This is a genomic window from Streptomyces aurantiogriseus (assembly GCF_014649375.1).
GTDB lineage: Bacteria > Actinomycetota > Actinomycetes > Streptomycetales > Streptomycetaceae > Streptomyces > Streptomyces aurantiogriseus.
On sequence record NZ_BMSX01000005.1, the window covers coordinates 242,826 to 259,489 of the forward strand.

At 71.1% G+C, this 16,664-nt stretch carries 16 protein-coding genes and 1 pseudogene; 6 read left to right on the top strand and 11 right to left on the bottom strand.

The annotated features are described in order from the left end of the window. Positions 1–9: 9 nt before the first annotated feature. Positions 10–780: an aminoglycoside phosphotransferase family protein gene (locus IE263_RS13565; RefSeq protein ID WP_229910961.1), complete on the bottom strand. Its 771-nt coding sequence runs from the start codon at positions 778–780 to the stop codon at positions 10–12. 134 nt (positions 781–914) lie between these two features. On the opposite strand from IE263_RS13565, the pseudogene IE263_RS13570 reads away from it, so the two are divergent. After that, positions 915–1,001 (top strand): annotated as a pseudogene (locus IE263_RS13570) (IS5/IS1182 family transposase); the annotation flags it as partial. 33 nt (positions 1,002–1,034) lie between these two features. Here IE263_RS13570 and IE263_RS13575 read toward each other — a convergent pair. Next, positions 1,035–1,577 carry a hypothetical protein gene (locus tag IE263_RS13575; protein ID WP_189935859.1) on the bottom strand — a complete coding sequence of 181 codons (543 nt, stop codon included), beginning with the start codon at positions 1,575–1,577 and terminating at the stop codon, positions 1,035–1,037. Positions 1,578–1,804: 227 nt separating this feature from the next. Further along, positions 1,805–3,967, bottom strand: a complete 2,163-nt coding sequence (locus IE263_RS13580) for a HEAT repeat domain-containing protein (RefSeq protein ID WP_189935863.1) — start codon at positions 3,965–3,967, stop codon at positions 1,805–1,807. A gap of 210 nt (positions 3,968–4,177) precedes the next feature. On the opposite strand from IE263_RS13580, the gene IE263_RS13585 reads away from it, so the two are divergent. Then, complete coding sequence (locus tag IE263_RS13585) at positions 4,178–4,543, top strand: nuclear transport factor 2 family protein (protein ID WP_229910962.1); 366 nt, start codon at positions 4,178–4,180, stop codon at positions 4,541–4,543. A 95-nt stretch (positions 4,544–4,638) separates the two neighbouring features. Here IE263_RS13585 and IE263_RS13590 read toward each other — a convergent pair whose 3' ends face one another. The 8 genes from IE263_RS13590 to IE263_RS13625 all read right to left on the bottom strand — a co-directional run bounded on the left by IE263_RS13590 (position 4,639) and on the right by IE263_RS13625 (position 13,559). Beyond that, positions 4,639–6,162: an alpha/beta hydrolase gene (locus IE263_RS13590; RefSeq protein ID WP_189935873.1), complete on the bottom strand. Its 1,524-nt coding sequence runs from the start codon at positions 6,160–6,162 to the stop codon at positions 4,639–4,641. Positions 6,163–6,484: 322 nt separating this feature from the next. Next, positions 6,485–7,072 carry a hypothetical protein gene (locus tag IE263_RS13595; RefSeq protein WP_189935876.1) on the bottom strand — a complete coding sequence of 196 codons (588 nt, stop codon included), beginning with the start codon at positions 7,070–7,072 and terminating at the stop codon, positions 6,485–6,487. Between the two features lie 5 nt (positions 7,073–7,077). After that, complete coding sequence (locus tag IE263_RS13600) at positions 7,078–7,938, bottom strand: carbohydrate ABC transporter permease (RefSeq protein WP_189935878.1); 861 nt, start codon at positions 7,936–7,938, stop codon at positions 7,078–7,080. Next, entirely contained in the window at positions 7,935–8,876 is a 942-nt protein-coding gene (locus IE263_RS13605; protein WP_189935881.1) for a carbohydrate ABC transporter permease, read from the bottom strand. The genes IE263_RS13600 and IE263_RS13605 overlap by 4 nt, the downstream gene beginning before the upstream one ends. After that, positions 8,873–10,156, bottom strand: a complete 1,284-nt coding sequence (locus IE263_RS13610) for an ABC transporter substrate-binding protein (protein ID WP_189935884.1) — start codon at positions 10,154–10,156, stop codon at positions 8,873–8,875. Before IE263_RS13610 ends, IE263_RS13605 begins: the two co-directional genes overlap by 4 nt. 72 nt (positions 10,157–10,228) lie before the next feature. After that, complete coding sequence (locus IE263_RS13615; protein ID WP_189935887.1) at positions 10,229–10,990, bottom strand: cupin domain-containing protein; 762 nt, start codon at positions 10,988–10,990, stop codon at positions 10,229–10,231. Continuing rightward, on the bottom strand, positions 10,984–11,910 hold the full coding sequence (locus IE263_RS13620) for a DUF6807 domain-containing protein (protein WP_189935890.1): 927 nt from the start codon (positions 11,908–11,910) through the stop codon (positions 10,984–10,986). Before IE263_RS13620 ends, IE263_RS13615 begins: the two co-directional genes overlap by 7 nt. A gap of 188 nt (positions 11,911–12,098) precedes the next feature. Continuing rightward, positions 12,099–13,559: an MFS transporter gene (locus tag IE263_RS13625; RefSeq protein WP_189935892.1), complete on the bottom strand. Its 1,461-nt coding sequence runs from the start codon at positions 13,557–13,559 to the stop codon at positions 12,099–12,101. Between the two features lie 86 nt (positions 13,560–13,645). Here IE263_RS13625 and IE263_RS13630 point away from each other — a divergent pair, with 86 nt between their 5' ends. The 4 genes from IE263_RS13630 (at position 13,646) to IE263_RS13645 (ending at position 16,613) form a co-directional block, all read left to right on the top strand. Continuing rightward, positions 13,646–14,104 (top strand): MarR family winged helix-turn-helix transcriptional regulator, encoded by a 459-nt coding sequence (locus tag IE263_RS13630; protein ID WP_189935903.1) that lies wholly within the window; start codon positions 13,646–13,648, stop codon positions 14,102–14,104. Positions 14,105–14,280: 176 nt separating this feature from the next. Then, a complete protein-coding gene (locus IE263_RS13635) occupies positions 14,281–14,823 on the top strand; it encodes a hypothetical protein (protein WP_189935907.1) in 543 nt (180 codons plus the stop codon). 540 nt (positions 14,824–15,363) lie between these two features. Further along, entirely contained in the window at positions 15,364–15,828 is a 465-nt protein-coding gene (locus IE263_RS13640; RefSeq protein WP_229910986.1) for a sortase, read from the top strand. A gap of 164 nt (positions 15,829–15,992) precedes the next feature. After that, complete coding sequence (locus tag IE263_RS13645) at positions 15,993–16,613, top strand: class F sortase (RefSeq protein WP_189935913.1); 621 nt, start codon at positions 15,993–15,995, stop codon at positions 16,611–16,613. The last annotated feature ends 51 nt before the right edge of the window (positions 16,614–16,664 follow it).

Genomic DNA, 16,664 nt, shown 5'->3' on the forward strand with positions numbered 1-16,664 from the left:
GCGGATTGGCTACTCGAACAGATGCCGGTGCGCCTTGCTCCAGTCGATCCTGTTGTCGAGTTCGGTCAGGAACCCATCGGCAGCCCAGGTGGCCTGGGGCTCGTGCCCCTGCTCAGCCAGCCGGCGCACGAGGTCGGCATTGTCTTGTTGTCCGGCGATGACGGCGTCGACGATCCCCGCGGCCGAGTCGAGGCCGTACGCGCTGCAGAAGTCCTCCAGCCGCGAACGGCGGTCGGGCGGCGCCGGGTACTGCAGCCAGCGCAGGCAATCTGCATCGTTGCGGAACGGGGCAACGTACTCCAGGGCGTAGGCCACGTCGTGCATGCGTGGTGCCGGGCGGGCGAAGTCCCAGTCGATGATTCCCATCGGCTGGTTACCCTGCCAGACGACGTTCCAGGGACCGAAGTCCCCATGGCAGATGACCTCGTCGTCGCCTGGGCTGCCTGCGTCCGTGGACCAGCTCGCGCCCGGCGGAGGCGAAAAGCTCCTGCAGGCATCGTGGTAGTCGCGCAACAGCCGGGCGAAGTTCCTCAGACCTTGGCCGTCCACGACCTTGGCCCAGCCCGAAGGACCGGAGTCACCCTCGATGTAGGTAAGGACCTCACGCCCCTCGTCGTCGATTCCCAGCGGCTGCGGCGCATAGGCAAAGCCAACCTCCGCCAGGTGCCGCAGCAACGCATGGACGGTGGGTGTCCACGGCTGGACGGGCCTGCGGACAGTGTCGCCGATCCGCACCACCCGACGATGGGCACCGTCCTGCATCACTTCCTCACTCGACACGCGGTTCACGTTACCCAGCCGCCTGAAGGCGCGGCACCTCGATTGACCCAGCCCGCATGTGGCTCGTTCAGCCACGGACGGCCAGGGCTTTCCTCCCGCCTCCGTAACGGGACAGCGCGTGAAACGATCTGTCCGTGACTGGTGTGATCACGGCGTCGGAGCCTTCCTGGACAGCCCCGTTCACCGGGCTGAGTCTGCGTCAGTTCGGCAAGCTGATCACCGCGTTTACAGCGCATTGACCCTGAAACAGGTGCCTATGCCTGGACGCAGGACATGCGCAACTCCGTCAAGGCGCCCCATGCTGAGTCGGTAGCGAACAGCGCCGTCGAGGTGCTCCGCCCGGGGACGAACAGCACATAGTGCCTTGCATGGTAGGACAGGTCACCCCACGGCTCCCGGTTGTGCGCACGTGCGAGCACTCGGCCGCAACGTGTACAGGCAATCCACGGGACAACCAAGAGATCAGCCAGTGCCGTGTCGGTGCCGACCGAGGAGCCGGGCAACGGGACGGTGTCGGCATGCTCGATCAACCTCAGACCAGTGTCCTCCCGGTGGTCGCCGAGGCATCGGCCGAGGCCGGGAGCGAGCGCCGTCCGTATGCCCCAGACCTCGGCCGCCACAGCGATCTCGGCCCGCACGGTATCGCTGATCGGCACCTGATGTTCCAGAAGGCCGGCAACGAGCCGGTCCAGTCCGGCTTCCTGCTCCCCGATGTCCCAGCAGTCCACAATCCCCGCGGCGTCAGCGGGTGGCAGGAGCGCAGCGAACCGACGCCACTGGGTTGCTTCATCGATCACGCGGCCGAGGCTATCGGTGTGAGCCACTCCAGAACTCGACCACAAAAGCTGTGCCAGAGCCGAAACTCACCGACCAACCCACCCTGCCCGCCGGCCCCCGGAAAAAACGGCGCCGCGGAAACGGTGCCCTACCCCTTGGACGCGGCACCTGCGCCGCGTCCAAGGGGTACGGCACGATGCGCATGGTGCTCCGCGGGAGGAGAAGTCGCAGCGGACCATGCAGAGCGTCACGGGGCCAGGGGCGGGTGACTCGTCAGGGTCGACAGTGTCGCGCGGGCCCGGGCCGCCAGGTGTTCGTCGTTGCGGATGATCTGGTCCTCGATGCCCCCGGTGACGACTCGCCGGTCCCGGTTGGCCAGGGCCGTGAGCCGGTGCAGGTGCTCGTCGGTGAGGGCGGCGGGGCCCAGGGCGGCCAGCGCCTCGAAGGCGTTGTCGGCGTCGATGTCGCTCTCCGCCGCGTCCAGGACCGGGCCGGCCAGGGCAGTGCGGTCGAGCGGGCCGCGCAGGTCCTCCTCGGGAAGCGCGGCCAGTAGCGCGAGGACAGCGGCCGGCGCGTGCAGGGGTGTGGCGAGGAGCTGTTCCAGAGCCGGGCGCAGGGGCCGCGCCGCGGGGCCCATCCGGGCCGCGAGGCGGGCCGCCCGCAGGGCCGTCCAGCGGGTCCAGGGACCGCTGTCGGCTCTGATGACGGCGTCGAGCACCTGAACGGCTGTGGCGGCGTCGCCGGTGATGTCCCACAGCGCGGCGGCCAGTTCCGCGTCGGCATCCGCCCGGGGCAAGGACCGGCCCTCGGGCCGCTCTCGCAGGGCGGCGCGCACGTCGGGTTCAAGCTCCCCGGCGGCCTCCCCGAGCGTGCCGATCAGCCGTGCCGCCTCCCGCAGACGGCGGCCGTCGCCGGCGAGTTCGGCCCGGATGACAGTGAGGAGGGGCCCGGTGTCGCCGGTCAGCTCGTGCAGGGCACGCGCTGCGGACAGACGTCCGTCCTCGGGACCCCGCAGGGCCGCTTCGCGCAGGTGGTCCTCCGTACGCGTCCGGAGTTCGCCGTCCACGGGGCAGACGGCCGCCAGGGCGATGGGGCCGGCGAGCGGAATCCGGGGCAGAGCGTCGAGCAGTTCGGGAACGGCGGGGGCGGCCTGTCGGCCCCAGGAGGCGAGGAGCAGTGCGAGATGGATCGGCTCGTTCCCGCTCGGCCCCTGCTCGGCGAGGCGCTGTCGGACCGCGTCGAGCAGCGCGGCATCGTACGGGAGAGGGATGCTCGCGGCCTTGCCGTGGGCGCGGGCTCCGGAGGCGGTGGCCAGGGCCCGGGGGCGCTGCGGCAGGTGTTCGGCGAGCAGCGGGACTGCGAGGTCGGGAGCAGCCGTCGCGAGCGCCGCGAGGGCGTGATCCGCCACGTCACCGTCCGCGGAGGCGAGCCGGGCCAGCGCCGCGGCACCCGTACCCGCCTGCTCCGCGACCTTGCCGAGCAGCGCCACCACGCCGTGTGCCGACTCCGGATCGTCGAGAAGCGGGAGCAGCGAGGGCAGCAGCCGGGCCGGGGCGGAGCGGGACACCCGGCACGCGTGGTCCGCCGCCCACACGGCTTCGGCCCGTACGTCCCGCGCCGGAATCCGCAGGGCGTCCTCGAGCAGCGCGAAGGCGGCCTCCCGGTCCTCGTCCGTGTCGCGGCGCAGCAGGGCGGCGACCACGGCCTGCAGCGGCTCGCACTCCTCGAACTCGGAGACCAGGCCGTCGGCCGGGAGTGCGCCGAGCACCGCCTGGTGCTGGGCGGCGTCCCACGCAACTCCCGCCGCCAGACAGGCAAGGACAGCGGTGACACGCAGCCGGGCCGGAGCCTGTGGGCCAAGACAGGCCACGGCCGCGGCGGTGCCGCGCGCCGCGTCGAGCCGGACCAACGCGGTCACCAGCTCCGCCCGTACGCCCTCGTCGTGCTCCTCCTCCCAACGCCGCTCCAGCGCGGGCCACGCCTCAGCGGGGGCAGCGGTGTGCCCGGCCGCCCAGACGGCGGCCCGCCGTACCTGCGCCTCCTCGGCGCCCGTCAGACCCAGAATCGCCGGAAGCTGTGTGGCCACCGCCGCGCGGCAGGCGCCCGGTGCGACCTCGTGCTCGTCGCCGCTCTCGGCTATGCCGCCGAGCAGGACGAGGAGATCGGCGGGTCTGTGTCCGGCCATCGCCAGACGCGCCAGGAAAGGCACCGCCTCGGCCGTGGCCGCGTAGACGGTGCCCTGGTGGAGGATGCTCTCGTAGAGCTCGTCCAACGCCTCGTCCGCGGCCTCCGGGTCGTCGCCCGCAAGGGACCGCAGGACGGTGGGGAGGTCCTCGGCTGCTCCGAAGGCGTGGTGCAGGTCCGCCCAGGGGCGGTCGTCGAGTCCATTGAGGGCATCCGCGCGGTCCATGGGCGGATCCTTGCAGAGTGACACGTGCCGCTGAGCGGTGGGGCGCCTCTGGACGGAGGTGGAGCGGTGAGCGTGCGGGCTCTCGGCAGCCGCCGGCTGTTCCCGCAGCCTGCGGCCGGTTGCCGGCCCTGCGGACAGGGCGTTGTCGTCGACGTCCGAGTGATGGCGAAGTGCACATGGAGCAGTGCACAGGGGAGAGGAGCGGGAACCATGTCCCGGAACAAGCAGACCATCGAGACCTACCTGGACGGCTTCCGGAAGAACGACCACACGCAGATCCTGAGCTGCCTGACCGACGACATCGAGTGGACCGTCTTCGGCGGCTTCCACCTGACCGGCAAGGAGGCGTACGACGCCGCCATCGAAGGCCCGGGCTTCGTCCCGCCGCCGCAGCTGGAGGTCGTGCGCATGGTCGAGGAGGGCGATGTGGTCATGGCAGAACTCACCGGAACGGTGAAGCGCGAGACGGGGGAGGTGATGCGCATGTCGATGGCCGAGGTGTTCCGCATGCGTGACGGGAAGATCTGCGAGCGTCGCGCGTGGGTGATCGAGCTCAAGGAGAACGACTACCGCTGAGGCCGCTGCCGGGGCCGGGATCAGCCTCCGGCAGCAGCCTGTGTCCGGGCCGCCCTGAGGTGGGCGAGCCCGGAGGACTCGGTGGTGCCGGTCTCTTACCCGGCGTCCTGCGCGCCGCCTGAGCCGGAGTCGCAGTAGAGGTCCCGGGCCGGTCGCTCCCCCGTCGTCAGAAAGTGGGACACCGTCCGGTCGCCGCAGGCGTTGCCGTTGGCGAGGTAGGCGTCGTGGCCGGTGGAGTCGACGGTCACCATGACGGCGCGCCTGCCGAGGGCGGCGCGGAGCTTCAGAGCGCCGCTGAGGGGAGTGGCCACGTCGCGCTCGTTCTGGACGAGCAGGACGGTCGACGGGCCACGGTCGGTGATCCGTATCGCGGGCTCCTGGGGCTGGTACGGCCAGGCGGCGCACACCATCGCGTTCCTCGGCATCCCGGCGGTCAGCGGGTACTTGGCGCGGCTCTCGGCGACACCCTTCTGGTACACGGCCGGCGACTCGGGCCAGGTGACGTCGTTGCACATGGTGGCGGCGCCGACCGCGACGACGTTCTGCAGGACCGCCTCGGGCGGTCCCTGGGGCGCGGGCGGCACCGTGCCCTTCCGGGCGGACAGGATCAGCCGGGCCAGCGCGGGGTACCTGTCGGGGTCGTAGAGGCTGTCCAGCATGGTCTGACGCAGCACGTTGCCGTTGAGCTCCTCCGGGTTGGCGCCGGGCCAGGGAATCGGCTCGCGGTCGAGGCGTGCGGCGAGGCGGAGGAAGAGCGGGCGCACCTCGGCGGCCTTCTCGGCCAGTCGGTCGGGATTGCCCGGTGCCGAAGCCCACTTGGCGAACTCGGGGAAGTTGTCCTCGGCGCCGGTCTCGTACGCGGCGAGCCAGCCGCGGGCGACCCGCGTGTGATCGGGGTCGTCGTTGCTGTCGAGCACGATGCGGTCGGTGCGGTGCGGGAACAGCTGGTTGTAGACGGCGCCGACATACGTTCCGTACGAGACGCCCCACGCGGAGATCTTCCGTTCGCCGAGTGCCGCGCGGATGCGGTCGAGATCGCGGGCCTCGTTGGCGGTGCTGATGTGCCGCATCAGCTCGCCGCCGTTGCGGGCGCAGGCGTCCGCCATGCGCTGCGCCGTGGCCATGTTCTCCGTGACGGAGCCGTCCGGGGCGGGCCAGGGCCGGAGCTTGGTCAGGGCGAGGTCACCGTGTTCCAGACCGCAGGTGACCGGAGTGGAGCGGCCATAGCCGCGCGGGTCGAAGCCGATCAGGTCGTAGGCGTCCCGTACCTCCTGCGGCAGCTTCTGTTCCTTGCCCGACGGGTCGTTGAGGCTGCCGCCACCGGGTCCGCCGGGGATCATCAGCAGGGCGCCGCGGCGCGCCTCGGGGTTTTCGGCGGGGATGCGGGAGACCGCGAGGGTGATCTTCTTGCCGTGCGGGGCGGCGTAGTCCATCGGCACCTCGACAGTGGCGCACTCCTGCCGGGGGTCGAGCCCTTCCCCTTGGCACGTGGTCCAGTCGAGGGGCGGCGGCTTGGGAGCGTCGGTCGTCGAAGCGGTCGCGGTGGTGAGCGGTACGGCGAGGCTGAGGACGGCGGCTGAGGCGGCGAGCAGGGCGGCGTTTCGCTTGATCTTCGTCATGGGAACGAGCTTCGCCTGCCTGGCCCGTCGCTTACATCCTGCCAACCGGCCTGTGTGCACGGGGGTTTACCCCCGACCAGCCTTTCGAGGTTGTCGGTGTTGTCGGTCCAGTGGGGGTCACAGTGCAGTCAGACCGGCTGTCGTCTCGTCGAGGCTGAACGACCTTGTGGTCGTCGGGAATCCGCCCGGCAAGGCGCCCCTGCTTCGCCGGGCGGACCGGCAGGCCGTACCGCTCCGACGCGGCCTCGGTGCACCAGCTGCGGACCGGCGTCCTGGCCGTGCGGGATCAGCCGGCGCACCGAGTCCGGCGCGCCGGCTGCTCTCACCGTGCCACCGTGGAGCGCCGCACCTCGACGGCCGTCAGTGCCAGCGCCAGCGGGCCGGGGGCGAGGAAGGCGAGCGGCAGCAGCATCCACGCGCACAGGGTGGCCGTCGCCGCCGCGAGGAGCACCAACGCGCTGCCGCCCGTGTCCCGTACGGTGTCGCGGGCCGCCTCGCGGACAGCGGCGGGCCAGTCGGTGAGCGACTCGGGGCGCGCGCACGCCCTCAGGCCCACCACCAGGGCGCCCGTACTGATCGCGGCTGCCACGACCGCGAACAGCGGCGCCCCCGGCAGTCCCGCTCCCGCCAGCGCCAGGTCCGCCGCGAACAGCAGTGCTCCCGCCAGGACGATCGTCCCCGCCAGCAGGTCGCCGGGGCGCAGCCGTCGCCACAGGACGCTGAAGTACCGCCCGGCAGTGGCGGGCCGGTCCTCCCCTGCTCCCCGCAGCACCCCACACGCGCTCGACAGCGCGGCCGGGACGGTCACCAGCGGCAGACAGGCCACGGCTGTGGCGAGGCCGACGGTCAGCACGTCGGCGAGCAGGGTCATCCGTGGGCCGAAGACCTCACCCGGCTCCTGTGTCGGCATCCCGCTCACCCCTTCAGTCCGGAACTGGCCATGCCCTCCACCAGGAACCGCTGGAAGGCGAGGAAGAACAGCACGATCGGCAGCAGCGCGATCACCGACATCGCGAACATGGGGCCGAACGACGAGGTGCTGGAGGCGTCCACGAAGGACCGCAGCGCCAGCGTGAGCGTGAACTTCTCCGGGTCGAAGAGGTAGATCAGCTGGGTGAAGAAGTCGTTCCACGTCCAGATGAAGGTGAAGATCGCCGTCGTGACCAGCGCCGGCCGGGTCAGCGGCAGGACCACCTTGAAGAAGCTGCGGAAGGGGCCGCAGCCGTCGATACGGGCCGCCTCCTCCAGTTCACGCGGCAGGCCCCGCATGAACTGCACGATGAGGAACACGAAGAAGGCTTCCGTGGCCAGGAACTTCGGCAGGATCAGCGGCCAGTAGGTGTTCACCAGGCCCAGCTGGTTGAAGATGATGTACTGCGGGATCAGCACCGCGTGGTGGGGCAGCATGATCGTGGCGATCATGAACGCGAACAGCGGGCCACGGAAACGGAACCTCAGGCGGGCGAAGGCGTAGGCCGCCAGCGAGCAACTGACCACGTTGCCCAGGACCGCGCCGCCCGCGATCAGCAGCGAGTTGGACAGCAGTCGCCACACCGACACGTCGTTCACGCCGTCCAGGGCGGTGGAGTAGTTCGACCACTCCAGGCGACCGGGCAGGAGATCGAGGCTGGCGATGACCTCGTCGGCCGGCTTGAGCGAGGTGGCCAGCAGCCACACCAGCGGGTAGAGCATCACCAGCAGCGCGGCCAGGCAGCCCGCGTGCACGGCGACCCGGCCCCAGCGAAGCGGCCTGCGGGAAAGGGTGGTCGATGTCATCGGTCCCCCTCGGACGCGTAGAAGACCCAGGAACGCGAGGTGCGGAACAGCACGGCCGTCACCACGCCGATGACGAGCAGCAGCACCCAGGCCATGGCGGAGGCGTAGCCCATGTGGGACGCCACGAAGCCGCGGTCGTAGAGATAGAGCGTGTAGACGAGGGTGGAGTCGGCGGGGCCGCCCTTGCCGGCGCTCACCGCGAACGCGGGAGTGAACACCTGGAACGCCTGAATCGACTGCAGTACCAGGTTGAAGAAGAGCACCGGGGAGAGCATCGGCACGGTGACGGACACGAACTGCCGCCATGTGCCCGCTCCGTCCACTGCCGCCGCCTCGTACAGTTCCGCGGGTATCTGCTGCAGGCCCGCGAGGAAGATGACCATCGGCGCGCCGAACTGCCACACCGTCAGCAGGGCCACCGCCAGCAGTGCCCAGCCGGGCTTGTTGACCCAGCCTCCCGTGCCGAGCAGGTTGTCCACCGTGCCGCCGTCGTTGAAGATCGCGCGCCAGACGAGGGCGATGGACATGGAGGCGCCGAGGAGCGAGGGGGCGTAGAACGCGGAGCGGTAGAAGCCCTTGCCGTGCTTCATGGACTTCAGGGCGAGGGCGACGACGAGCGCGAGCGCCAGTTGCAGGGGCACGGCGATCACGACGTACGTCAGGGTCGTCACCACCGAGCGCCAGTAGCGGGGGTCCTCGGTGAACATCTGGGTGTAGTTGCGCAGGCCCACCCAGTGCGGTGGGTCGAAGAGGTTGTAGTCGGTGAACGACAGGTACAGCGACACGGCCATCGGCAGCAGGGTGAGGACGGTCGCGCCGAGGACCCAGGGCGACAGGAACACCCAGGCGGCGCCCTCGCGTTCGCGCTTGGGGCGGCGTTTCGGGGTGGTGGCGGAGCGGTGGGGGCGTGCGGGTGCGGGGACGTCGGTGGTGGTCATGACCTCAGCTCCGCCTTCGCCTCGGTGAGGTAGTTCTCGGCCGCTTCGCGTGGTGACATGCGCTCGTAGGACACCTGGTCGTAGTCGCGCTGGAAGGTGGTCTGCAGGGCGTTGTCGCCGGAGGGCGGGGCCTGGGGCGGGTCCTTCAGGGTGCCTTCGAGGGAGGCCTGGTAGTCGGAGATGGTCCTGTCGAAGTCCTTCAGCTGCGGGCCGAGCTCCTGACGGATCGTCTCGTTGACGGGGATGCCGCGGGTGGCGCCGAGGATCTTCGCCGCCTCCCTGTCGTTGACGAGGAAGTCGACGAGCTGCGCCGCCTCCTTCGGATGGCCGGTGTTCGCCGAGACGCCGAGGAACATGGACGGCTTGAAGTACTGGCCGGGTGTGCCGTCCTCGCCGGAAGGCATGGGCGCGAGGGCGATGCCGTCCGGGACGAGGGCGAGGAAGCCGCTGGCGGGGGCGTCCCAGTTGGTGTCGCTGACGGCTTTGCCACGGCCGAGCGGGGTGTTCTCGACGGAACCGTCGAGCTGGGTGGTCTGCTCGGCCGGCGAGACCGCGCCCTGTCGGCGCAGCTCGTCGGTGAAGGTCCACCAGCGGGTCAGGTCGTCGGCGGTGAAGCCGAGTCGGCCGTCCTTGGTGTAGAGCGCCTTGCCCTGGCCGCGCAGCCACACCTCGAAGGCGTCCTCGCTCTGGCCCGGGTCGGTGGCGCCGGGCTTTCCGGTCGTCTTCGCCAGCGTGCGTACGGCGTCGGCCCAGTCGTCCCAGGTCCAGCCCGCGCGCGGGAGCGGCACGCCGGACGCCTTCCACGTCGTGACGTCGTAGACGACGGTCTCGGTGCCGCGGCCCTGCGGGACGGCGTACTGGGTGCCGTCGACGCGGCCGGTGGCGAGCAGGCCGGTGTCGATCTGCGAGGTGTGCAGGACGTCCTTCTGCCGGGCGAGGTCGAGGAGGACGTCGCCGGAGGCGTACTGGTCGATCTGGCGGTAGTCGAGCTGCATCACGTCGGGGGCGTCGCCGCCCGCGGCCTGGGTGGCGAGCTTCTGCTTGTAGGCGTCGTAGCCCGCGAACGAGGTCTGCACCCGGATGTCCGGGTGCCGTTTCTCGAACAGGGCGACGGCCTGTTCGGTGCGTTCCGCGCGGTCGGGGTTGCCCCACCACGTGTAGCGCAGCACGGCCTTGCCGCCGCCGGCCGACTCCCCGGGTCCCCCGCAGCCGGCCAGTAGCGCGCACAGTGCGAGTGCGGCGGCCGACGCGCAGAACCCCTTTGTCCTGTGTCCGGGCATGCCGAGGTCACCTCTTCCTTCCTCGGACTTCTTCGACGGTGTGTGGAGGGCCCCCGTGAGCGGGCTGCGGGGCTATGCGCCGTGGTACGGCAGTGTCGTGCCGGGCAGCGTGTACTCGTCTCTGCGGCCGCACATGCCGAAGCCGCCGAGCCGAGTGGGGGCGGCCTCGTGCGCGGTGGCCTCGGAGAGGTACGACGGTTCGCCGTCGGCCAGCGCGTCGAGCTGGGCGCCGGTGCGTTCGGCGGTGGCCAGGGCGCCGGCCCGCCACAGCTCGCGCCAGGTGGGCACCTTGTCGCGTACGAGGCGGGCGGCCGCGCGCTGGAACTCCAGGTACGGGCCGTTGTCGCCGGCGACCAGGGCCTCGCGCAGGGTGAGGTAGCCCTCGACGGCGAGGTCTCGGCGGCGGCGGGCGGCGGCCGCCGTCTCCGGGCCGGTGCCGGGCGGGAGCGTTGCCGCGGCCGCGTACGTCTCGGGGTCGGCGAGGACCTCGGGCGGGAAGGTGAAGACGGCGTCCCCGGCTTCGGGCAGGCCGCTGTTCTGCATCAGGACGGTGATGCGCAGGTCTCCGCCCTGCACCATGCGGTGCACAGTGCCCGGGGTGAACCAGGCGATGGAGCCGGGTTCGAGGGGGATGTCCCGGTAGCCGTCGGGGCTGAGCGTCTGCACCGCCCCGCGGCCGGCGGTGACGACGTACGCCTCCGTGCACACCAGGTGCAGGTGGGGGCTGCCGCCGCAGACGCCGTCGGCGGCCTCCCAGTCGTAGGCGCTGAGGTGGGACAGGCCGACGGCGCCGGGAAGCGGGTGGGGAAGGGTGGGCTTGGGCTCGTTCACCACGGCAGGCCCTCCAGGTGGGTGGCGACGCGGTCGCGGTCCCAGGCGCCGTCGGCGAAGACGACCCGGTAGCGGTAGGCGAAGGACTCGCCCGGGGGCAGTTCGAACTCCTCGAAGAACGCCCAGGAGAACGCGACCGTGGGGATCGGTTCGGAGCGCACGAACCAGTGCGACTCGTGGATGGCCGCCTTGTCGTCGAGGTTCTCGGGGGCGTGCGCGAAGACGATCGTGGAGTGGCCGTCGACGTCGTCGTGCTCGGTGGTGAAGGCCAGCCAGGGACCTTGGGTGCCCATGAGTTTCCCGGCGTCGGCGTCGCTGTCGGGGGCGAAGACGGTGCCGCCGGTGAAGTCGCGCGGGCCGCGCCACTGCAGGCCGGTGTAGCCGGCCAGCTCGCGGCCCGCGGTGGTGGGGGAGCCGAAGGTGAGGGGCTGGCCGCGAATGTTGGTGAGGCGGATCGACCAGTCCAGGGTCCAGGCGCCGGCCTCCTCGTCGACCGCGTGGACGGTCAGACCACGCCCCTCGCGCGCCCACTCCTCACCGCCGTTCTCCACCCAGGTGAGCTCCTCGGTGAAGGCGAGCCGGTCGTCCTCGACGGTGAGGTCGGCGAAGCCGTCGTGCCGCATGGAGCCGACCCGCTCGGGCAGGGCCAGATAGCCCTGGCCGTGGACGTAGCAGTTGCCGCCCCAGAAGTTCTGGCCGGACAGGTGGCTCGCCGTCATCTGCAGGCCCTTGTGCCAGCGGTGGTCGTTCGGGCGGTAGCCGGTCACCGTGCGCCCGGCGAGGGTGCGCACCGGGTGGGCGTACGGCTTGCGGGACTCGAAGGCGTCGGGGTCGGGGCGGTAGACGTACCGGAGGATCTCCGTGCCGTTCGCCGCCTCGACCGCGATGTGGTCGCCGTGGGTGTGACGGACGCGGATGCTCATGCGCGCTCCTAGGGGCCAGTGGGGGGTGGTGGCCATGTGTGGCTGAGCGGCGGGGCGCCCGGGCAGGACGCCCAGAAAGCGCTTGCACGCCACCGACCCTAGGCGCGGGTCGAATGTCAGGACAACCCCTGTGCAGCGAGATTGATCCAAAGAGGCGGAGGCAGGGTGGGAGCGGCGGTGGACGATCCTCAGGCGTCGACGACGGGGGTGTCGACGGTGGCGTGGGTGAGGCGGGGCAGTGCGGCGGCGCCCACGGCGAGGAGGGCGACGATGGCCATGTGCACGTACTCGACGGTGGCGAAGGCGTGCGACACGCCGTGCGGGGCGAGGCCGATGTAGAGGGTGCCGAGGGTGGCCACACCGAGGGCGAGCCCGCTCTGCTGCAGGGTGATCAGTACGCCGCCGCCGATGCCGCCGAGGTGGGCGGGTACGTCGGCGAGGACGCTGCGGAAGAGGCCGGCGAACAGCATGGACTGGCCGGCTCCGGCGAGGGCGAGCGGTGCGGCCATGGTCCACAGGCCGACGTGCGGCCAGTCCATCAGGAGCACGGCGACCAGCCAGGCCAGGCCTGCGAGTTGGGCCACGGCGCCCGCGGACATCGCGGCCCGTCCGAAGCGGGTGAGCAGCCGCGGGGCCAGAACGGATCCGGCGAAGAACAGCAGGGCCATCGGGAGGATCGCCAGGCCGCCGTGGAGGGCGTCGGCGTGCAGCCCGTCCTGGATCGTCAGGGCGAAGACGAACATGAACGCGCCGAAGCCGATGCTGAACGCCAGCACCATGACCAGTCCGCGGGACATGGAGGGCAGGCGGAGCAACGACGGCGGCAGGAGCGGGATCTCGCCGCGCTGTTCGGCGCGCTTCTCGACGAGGTGGGTGACGACCCCCAGGACGGCGGCCAGGGCGAGCAGCAGCCAGGTCCACCAGGGCCAGCCGAGCGCGTGCCCCTCGGTCAGCGGGACGAGGAGGGCGACCAGCGTCGCGGCGAACAGGACGGTGCCGGGCAGGTCGACGCCGACGGGGTGGTGCGAGCGGGTGTCGGGCACGATGCGGGCCGCGACCAGCAGGACGACCAGCCCGATGGGCACGTTGACCAGGAAGATCGGCCGCCAGGAGGTGCCGGCGATGTTCGCGCTGACGAGGAGGCCGCCCACGAGTTGGCCGACGACCGCGGCGATGCCCGAGGTCGCGCCGTACAGGGCCAGGGCACGTGCCTTGCGCTCGCCTTCGAGGGCGTGGTGGAAGGTGGCCAGGACCTGGGGGACCAGCAGTGCGGCCGCGGCTCCCTGGACGATGCGGGCCGCGATGAGCACCTCGACGCTCGGGGCGAGGCCGCAGGCCAGTGAGGCCAGGACGAAGGCGACGAGGGCGGTGAGGAAGAGCCGGTGCCGGCCGTGGCGGTCGCCGAGGCGGCCGCCCAGGACGAGGAAGGCGGCGTAGGCGACGCCGTATCCGGCGATCACCAGTTGCAGGGAGGCCGGCGAGGCGTGCAGGGAGGTGTCGATGCTGGGCAGGGCGACGTTGGTGATGAAGAAGTCCATGATCGGCAGGAAGGCGCCGGCCAGCAGGATCAGGACTCCCGTGGGGTGGAGTTCGGGGGTGCGGTGGTGGGTGTGAGGGCGGGCTGCGGCACCCGAGTGGGTGGTGGCCATGGTGAGCCTCTCGCGTCGAGCAATTATTTGCTTGCGCCAGCAACCATAAACTTGCGTGCACAAGTAAGCAACCGTAGGGTGGGGACATGCCCGACAGCGACGACACCACCCCGCTCACCGCGGAGGAACAGGCCGTGATCAGAGCGCTCCGGCCGGCGATGGCCGCGCTGATGCGCGCCTTCGACGAGGATCTGCGCCGGGCCGAGGGCCTCAGTCACACGGAATACATCACACTGATGTTCCTGGCCGAGGCACCGGAGCGGACCATGCGCCTGAGCGACCTGGCCGAACTGGTGCAGCAATCCCCCTCCGCGCTCGGCCGGACCGTGCGGCGCCTGGAGGCGGACGGGCTGGTCGCGCGCGAGCAGTCCGTCGAGGACGCCCGCTCCTTCCACGCGATCCTCACCGACGCCGGCCTCGCCCGTCTGGAGAAGGCCAAGTCCGTCCACGTCGCCAGCGTCCGGCGCCATCTTTTCGACCGGCTCGAAGGCGTCGACCTGGGCAGGCTGGCGACGTCCTTCCGGAACATCACGGGCACGGTCTGAGCCGTCCGAGGCGCGGCGCCCGTACGGGCGGACGACGTGCAGGGTGCGTCGGGACCGTCAGCGGGGACGGCGATGTGTGGCGGAGCCGTTCGGGATCACTCGGCCGGTGTCAGACACCCGATGGCCGTCGGCCGACAGGGTCCGGCCGCCGCGCCGGTCCACGAGAGGACAGCCCGATGCACACCCTGGAAACGCAGGGCACCCGTCCCGACCTGCTCGGTATCTACCTCAACGACCACCTCGCCGGTGCCACAGCGGGTGTCGAGCGGGCCCGCTACCTGGCCGAGTCGGAGCAGGACTCGGCGCTCGCGGCGGCCGTACGCCCGCTGGCGGGCGAGATCGCCCAGGACCGCGCGAGCCTCCTGGAGATCATGCGACGGCTCGACGTCCCCGTACGCCGGTACAAGGTGGTCGTGGGCCACCTGGCCGAGAAGGCGGGCCGGCTCAAGAGCAACGGCCGTCTGATACGCCGCTCCCCCCTCACCCCCCTGGTGGAGCTGGAGCTGCTGCGCACGGGCGTGACGGGCAAGGCCGCCGTCTGGGAGGTGCTGCGCCGCCTGGCCGCCCAGGACCGACGCCTCGACACCGGAGAGCTGGACGGCCTGCTGGACCGTGCCCACGATCAGCTGCGCACCCTGGAGCGCCTGCACACGCAGCAGAGCCGGCAGACCTTCGCGGCGACGGCCGACCGTCCGCACCGGCAGGAGGCGCCCGAATGAGCGACCACGCGCCGTCCCGGACCGGGGGCGAGCCGCAGGACGACCACGCCCCCGTCGGTCGAACCGAGGTCTCGATCCCGTAGGTGACGAGTCGTCAGTCCTCCTCGTGCGGGACGCCGCAGCGACCGCGACGGCCCGGCCGGCCGGCCGGGCCGACCCCACGGAAAGTCGTGCCTGCGGACGGCTCGTCGGCCGAGGTCGTGGGCCCCACCTGGCCCACCTGGCCCACCTCCGCTTCCACTGTGTCCCCTTCGTCTGTCGGCCTGTCATGTCCCACCGTGTGTGGGCTCGTTAGCCCATTCGCTGTCCTCCGGCGATTCCTCCGGCTGCGGCCGTCTCTGCTCCTGCGACCTGCGTAAACGTTCATGCGGAAGCAGTCATTGCGGCTGCCCGAGTGACGCATGTGTCGGTGCGTCATGTTGCGGAGGTGACGGGGTGTCGGTTGCCTCATCAGTGGAGCACCACAGAGGCGCCGCGCAGACAGGCCGGACACTGCTCCGTTGGAGGATTCTCTTGCGAAACACACATATTGGCGTGGGTATGGGCCTGATCATCGGTGTCCTGGCTCTGCAGACCCCGGTCGCTGTCGCCGCTGGTGACTCAGGCGTCGACATCCACCCGGGGAAGGCCTCCCCGGGCTCCACGGTCACCGTCAGCACCACGGCCTGTGGCAAGGACGTGACCTACGGCAAGGGCGAGTCGGAGGCGGGAGGGAAGTTCCACCTCTTCGAGGGCGACCACAAGGGCGAGCTCAAGGGCCGGTTCACGGTCCCGGAAGGGACCGAGGACCGCACCGACACGGTCACGCTCAAGTGCCCACCACGGATCAAGCTCACTGATACCTACGAGATCACCAGCCGCCAGCCGAACGGCGCCGTCGAAGCCGGCTTCGGAGACGCCACGGATTCGGATACACAGCTTGTTCTGGGCAGCGTGCTGATCGCCGCAGCCGGCGCCGGGTGGCTGGTGAGGATGCGCCACCGCTCGAACAGCCATCAGACCTGACCGCACGATTCCCGCCGCACCGGCCCCCGGGACCGCATGCACCTCCGGGGGCCGCGAGGATGCTTCTCACTCCGCCGCAAGCCGGAGGCTCAACCGCGATGGAACCCGGGCACAGGACGAGCGCTCCCCCACCCTCGTTCACCCCTTCGACCAAGCATCTGACCATGGCGTTCGTGACAGGTGCCGTGCTGGTTCTCGGCGCGATGCACGACGGGCACGACGGACAGCCACCGCAGCCGTCGAGCGGCCAGTCCTTCTCCGCCCCGCCAGGCCCCACGCCCAGCCGCACCGCCTCAGCGACGCGCCCCGCCGTCCCGCAGCTGCCCCGCGCGGAGCCGGTCTCGCTGCGGATCCCCGCCATCCACGTGCACGCCCCTCTCACAAAGCTGGGGCTCGACGCCACAGGGGCGCTGCGGCCCCCGCCCGCCGGCAACCCCAGCCTCGCGGGCTGGTACAGCGGGGGCACGGCGCCCGGCTCAGCGGGGACAGCCCTCATCACCGGGCATGTGGACATGCCGACCGGCAGCCCCGGCGTCTTCTACGAGCTCGGCGCCCTGGCCAAGGGCGACAGGATCGAGATCCACCGGACGGACGGACGCACGGCCGTGTTCACCGTCTACGCCGTGGAGGTCTACAAGAAGGAGACCTTCCCCGACGAGAAGGTCTACGGCAGCTCCGCCCGGCCCGAACTGCGGGTCATCACCTGCGGCGGCGGTTACGTCAAGAACGACGGTTACCAGGGCAACGTCGTCGTCTTCGCGACGCTCACCACGGTGCGCCGGTGACCCGGGACCTGCTGCTGACCGGCGAAGGCCGAGTGGTCTCGCCGGTCAGCG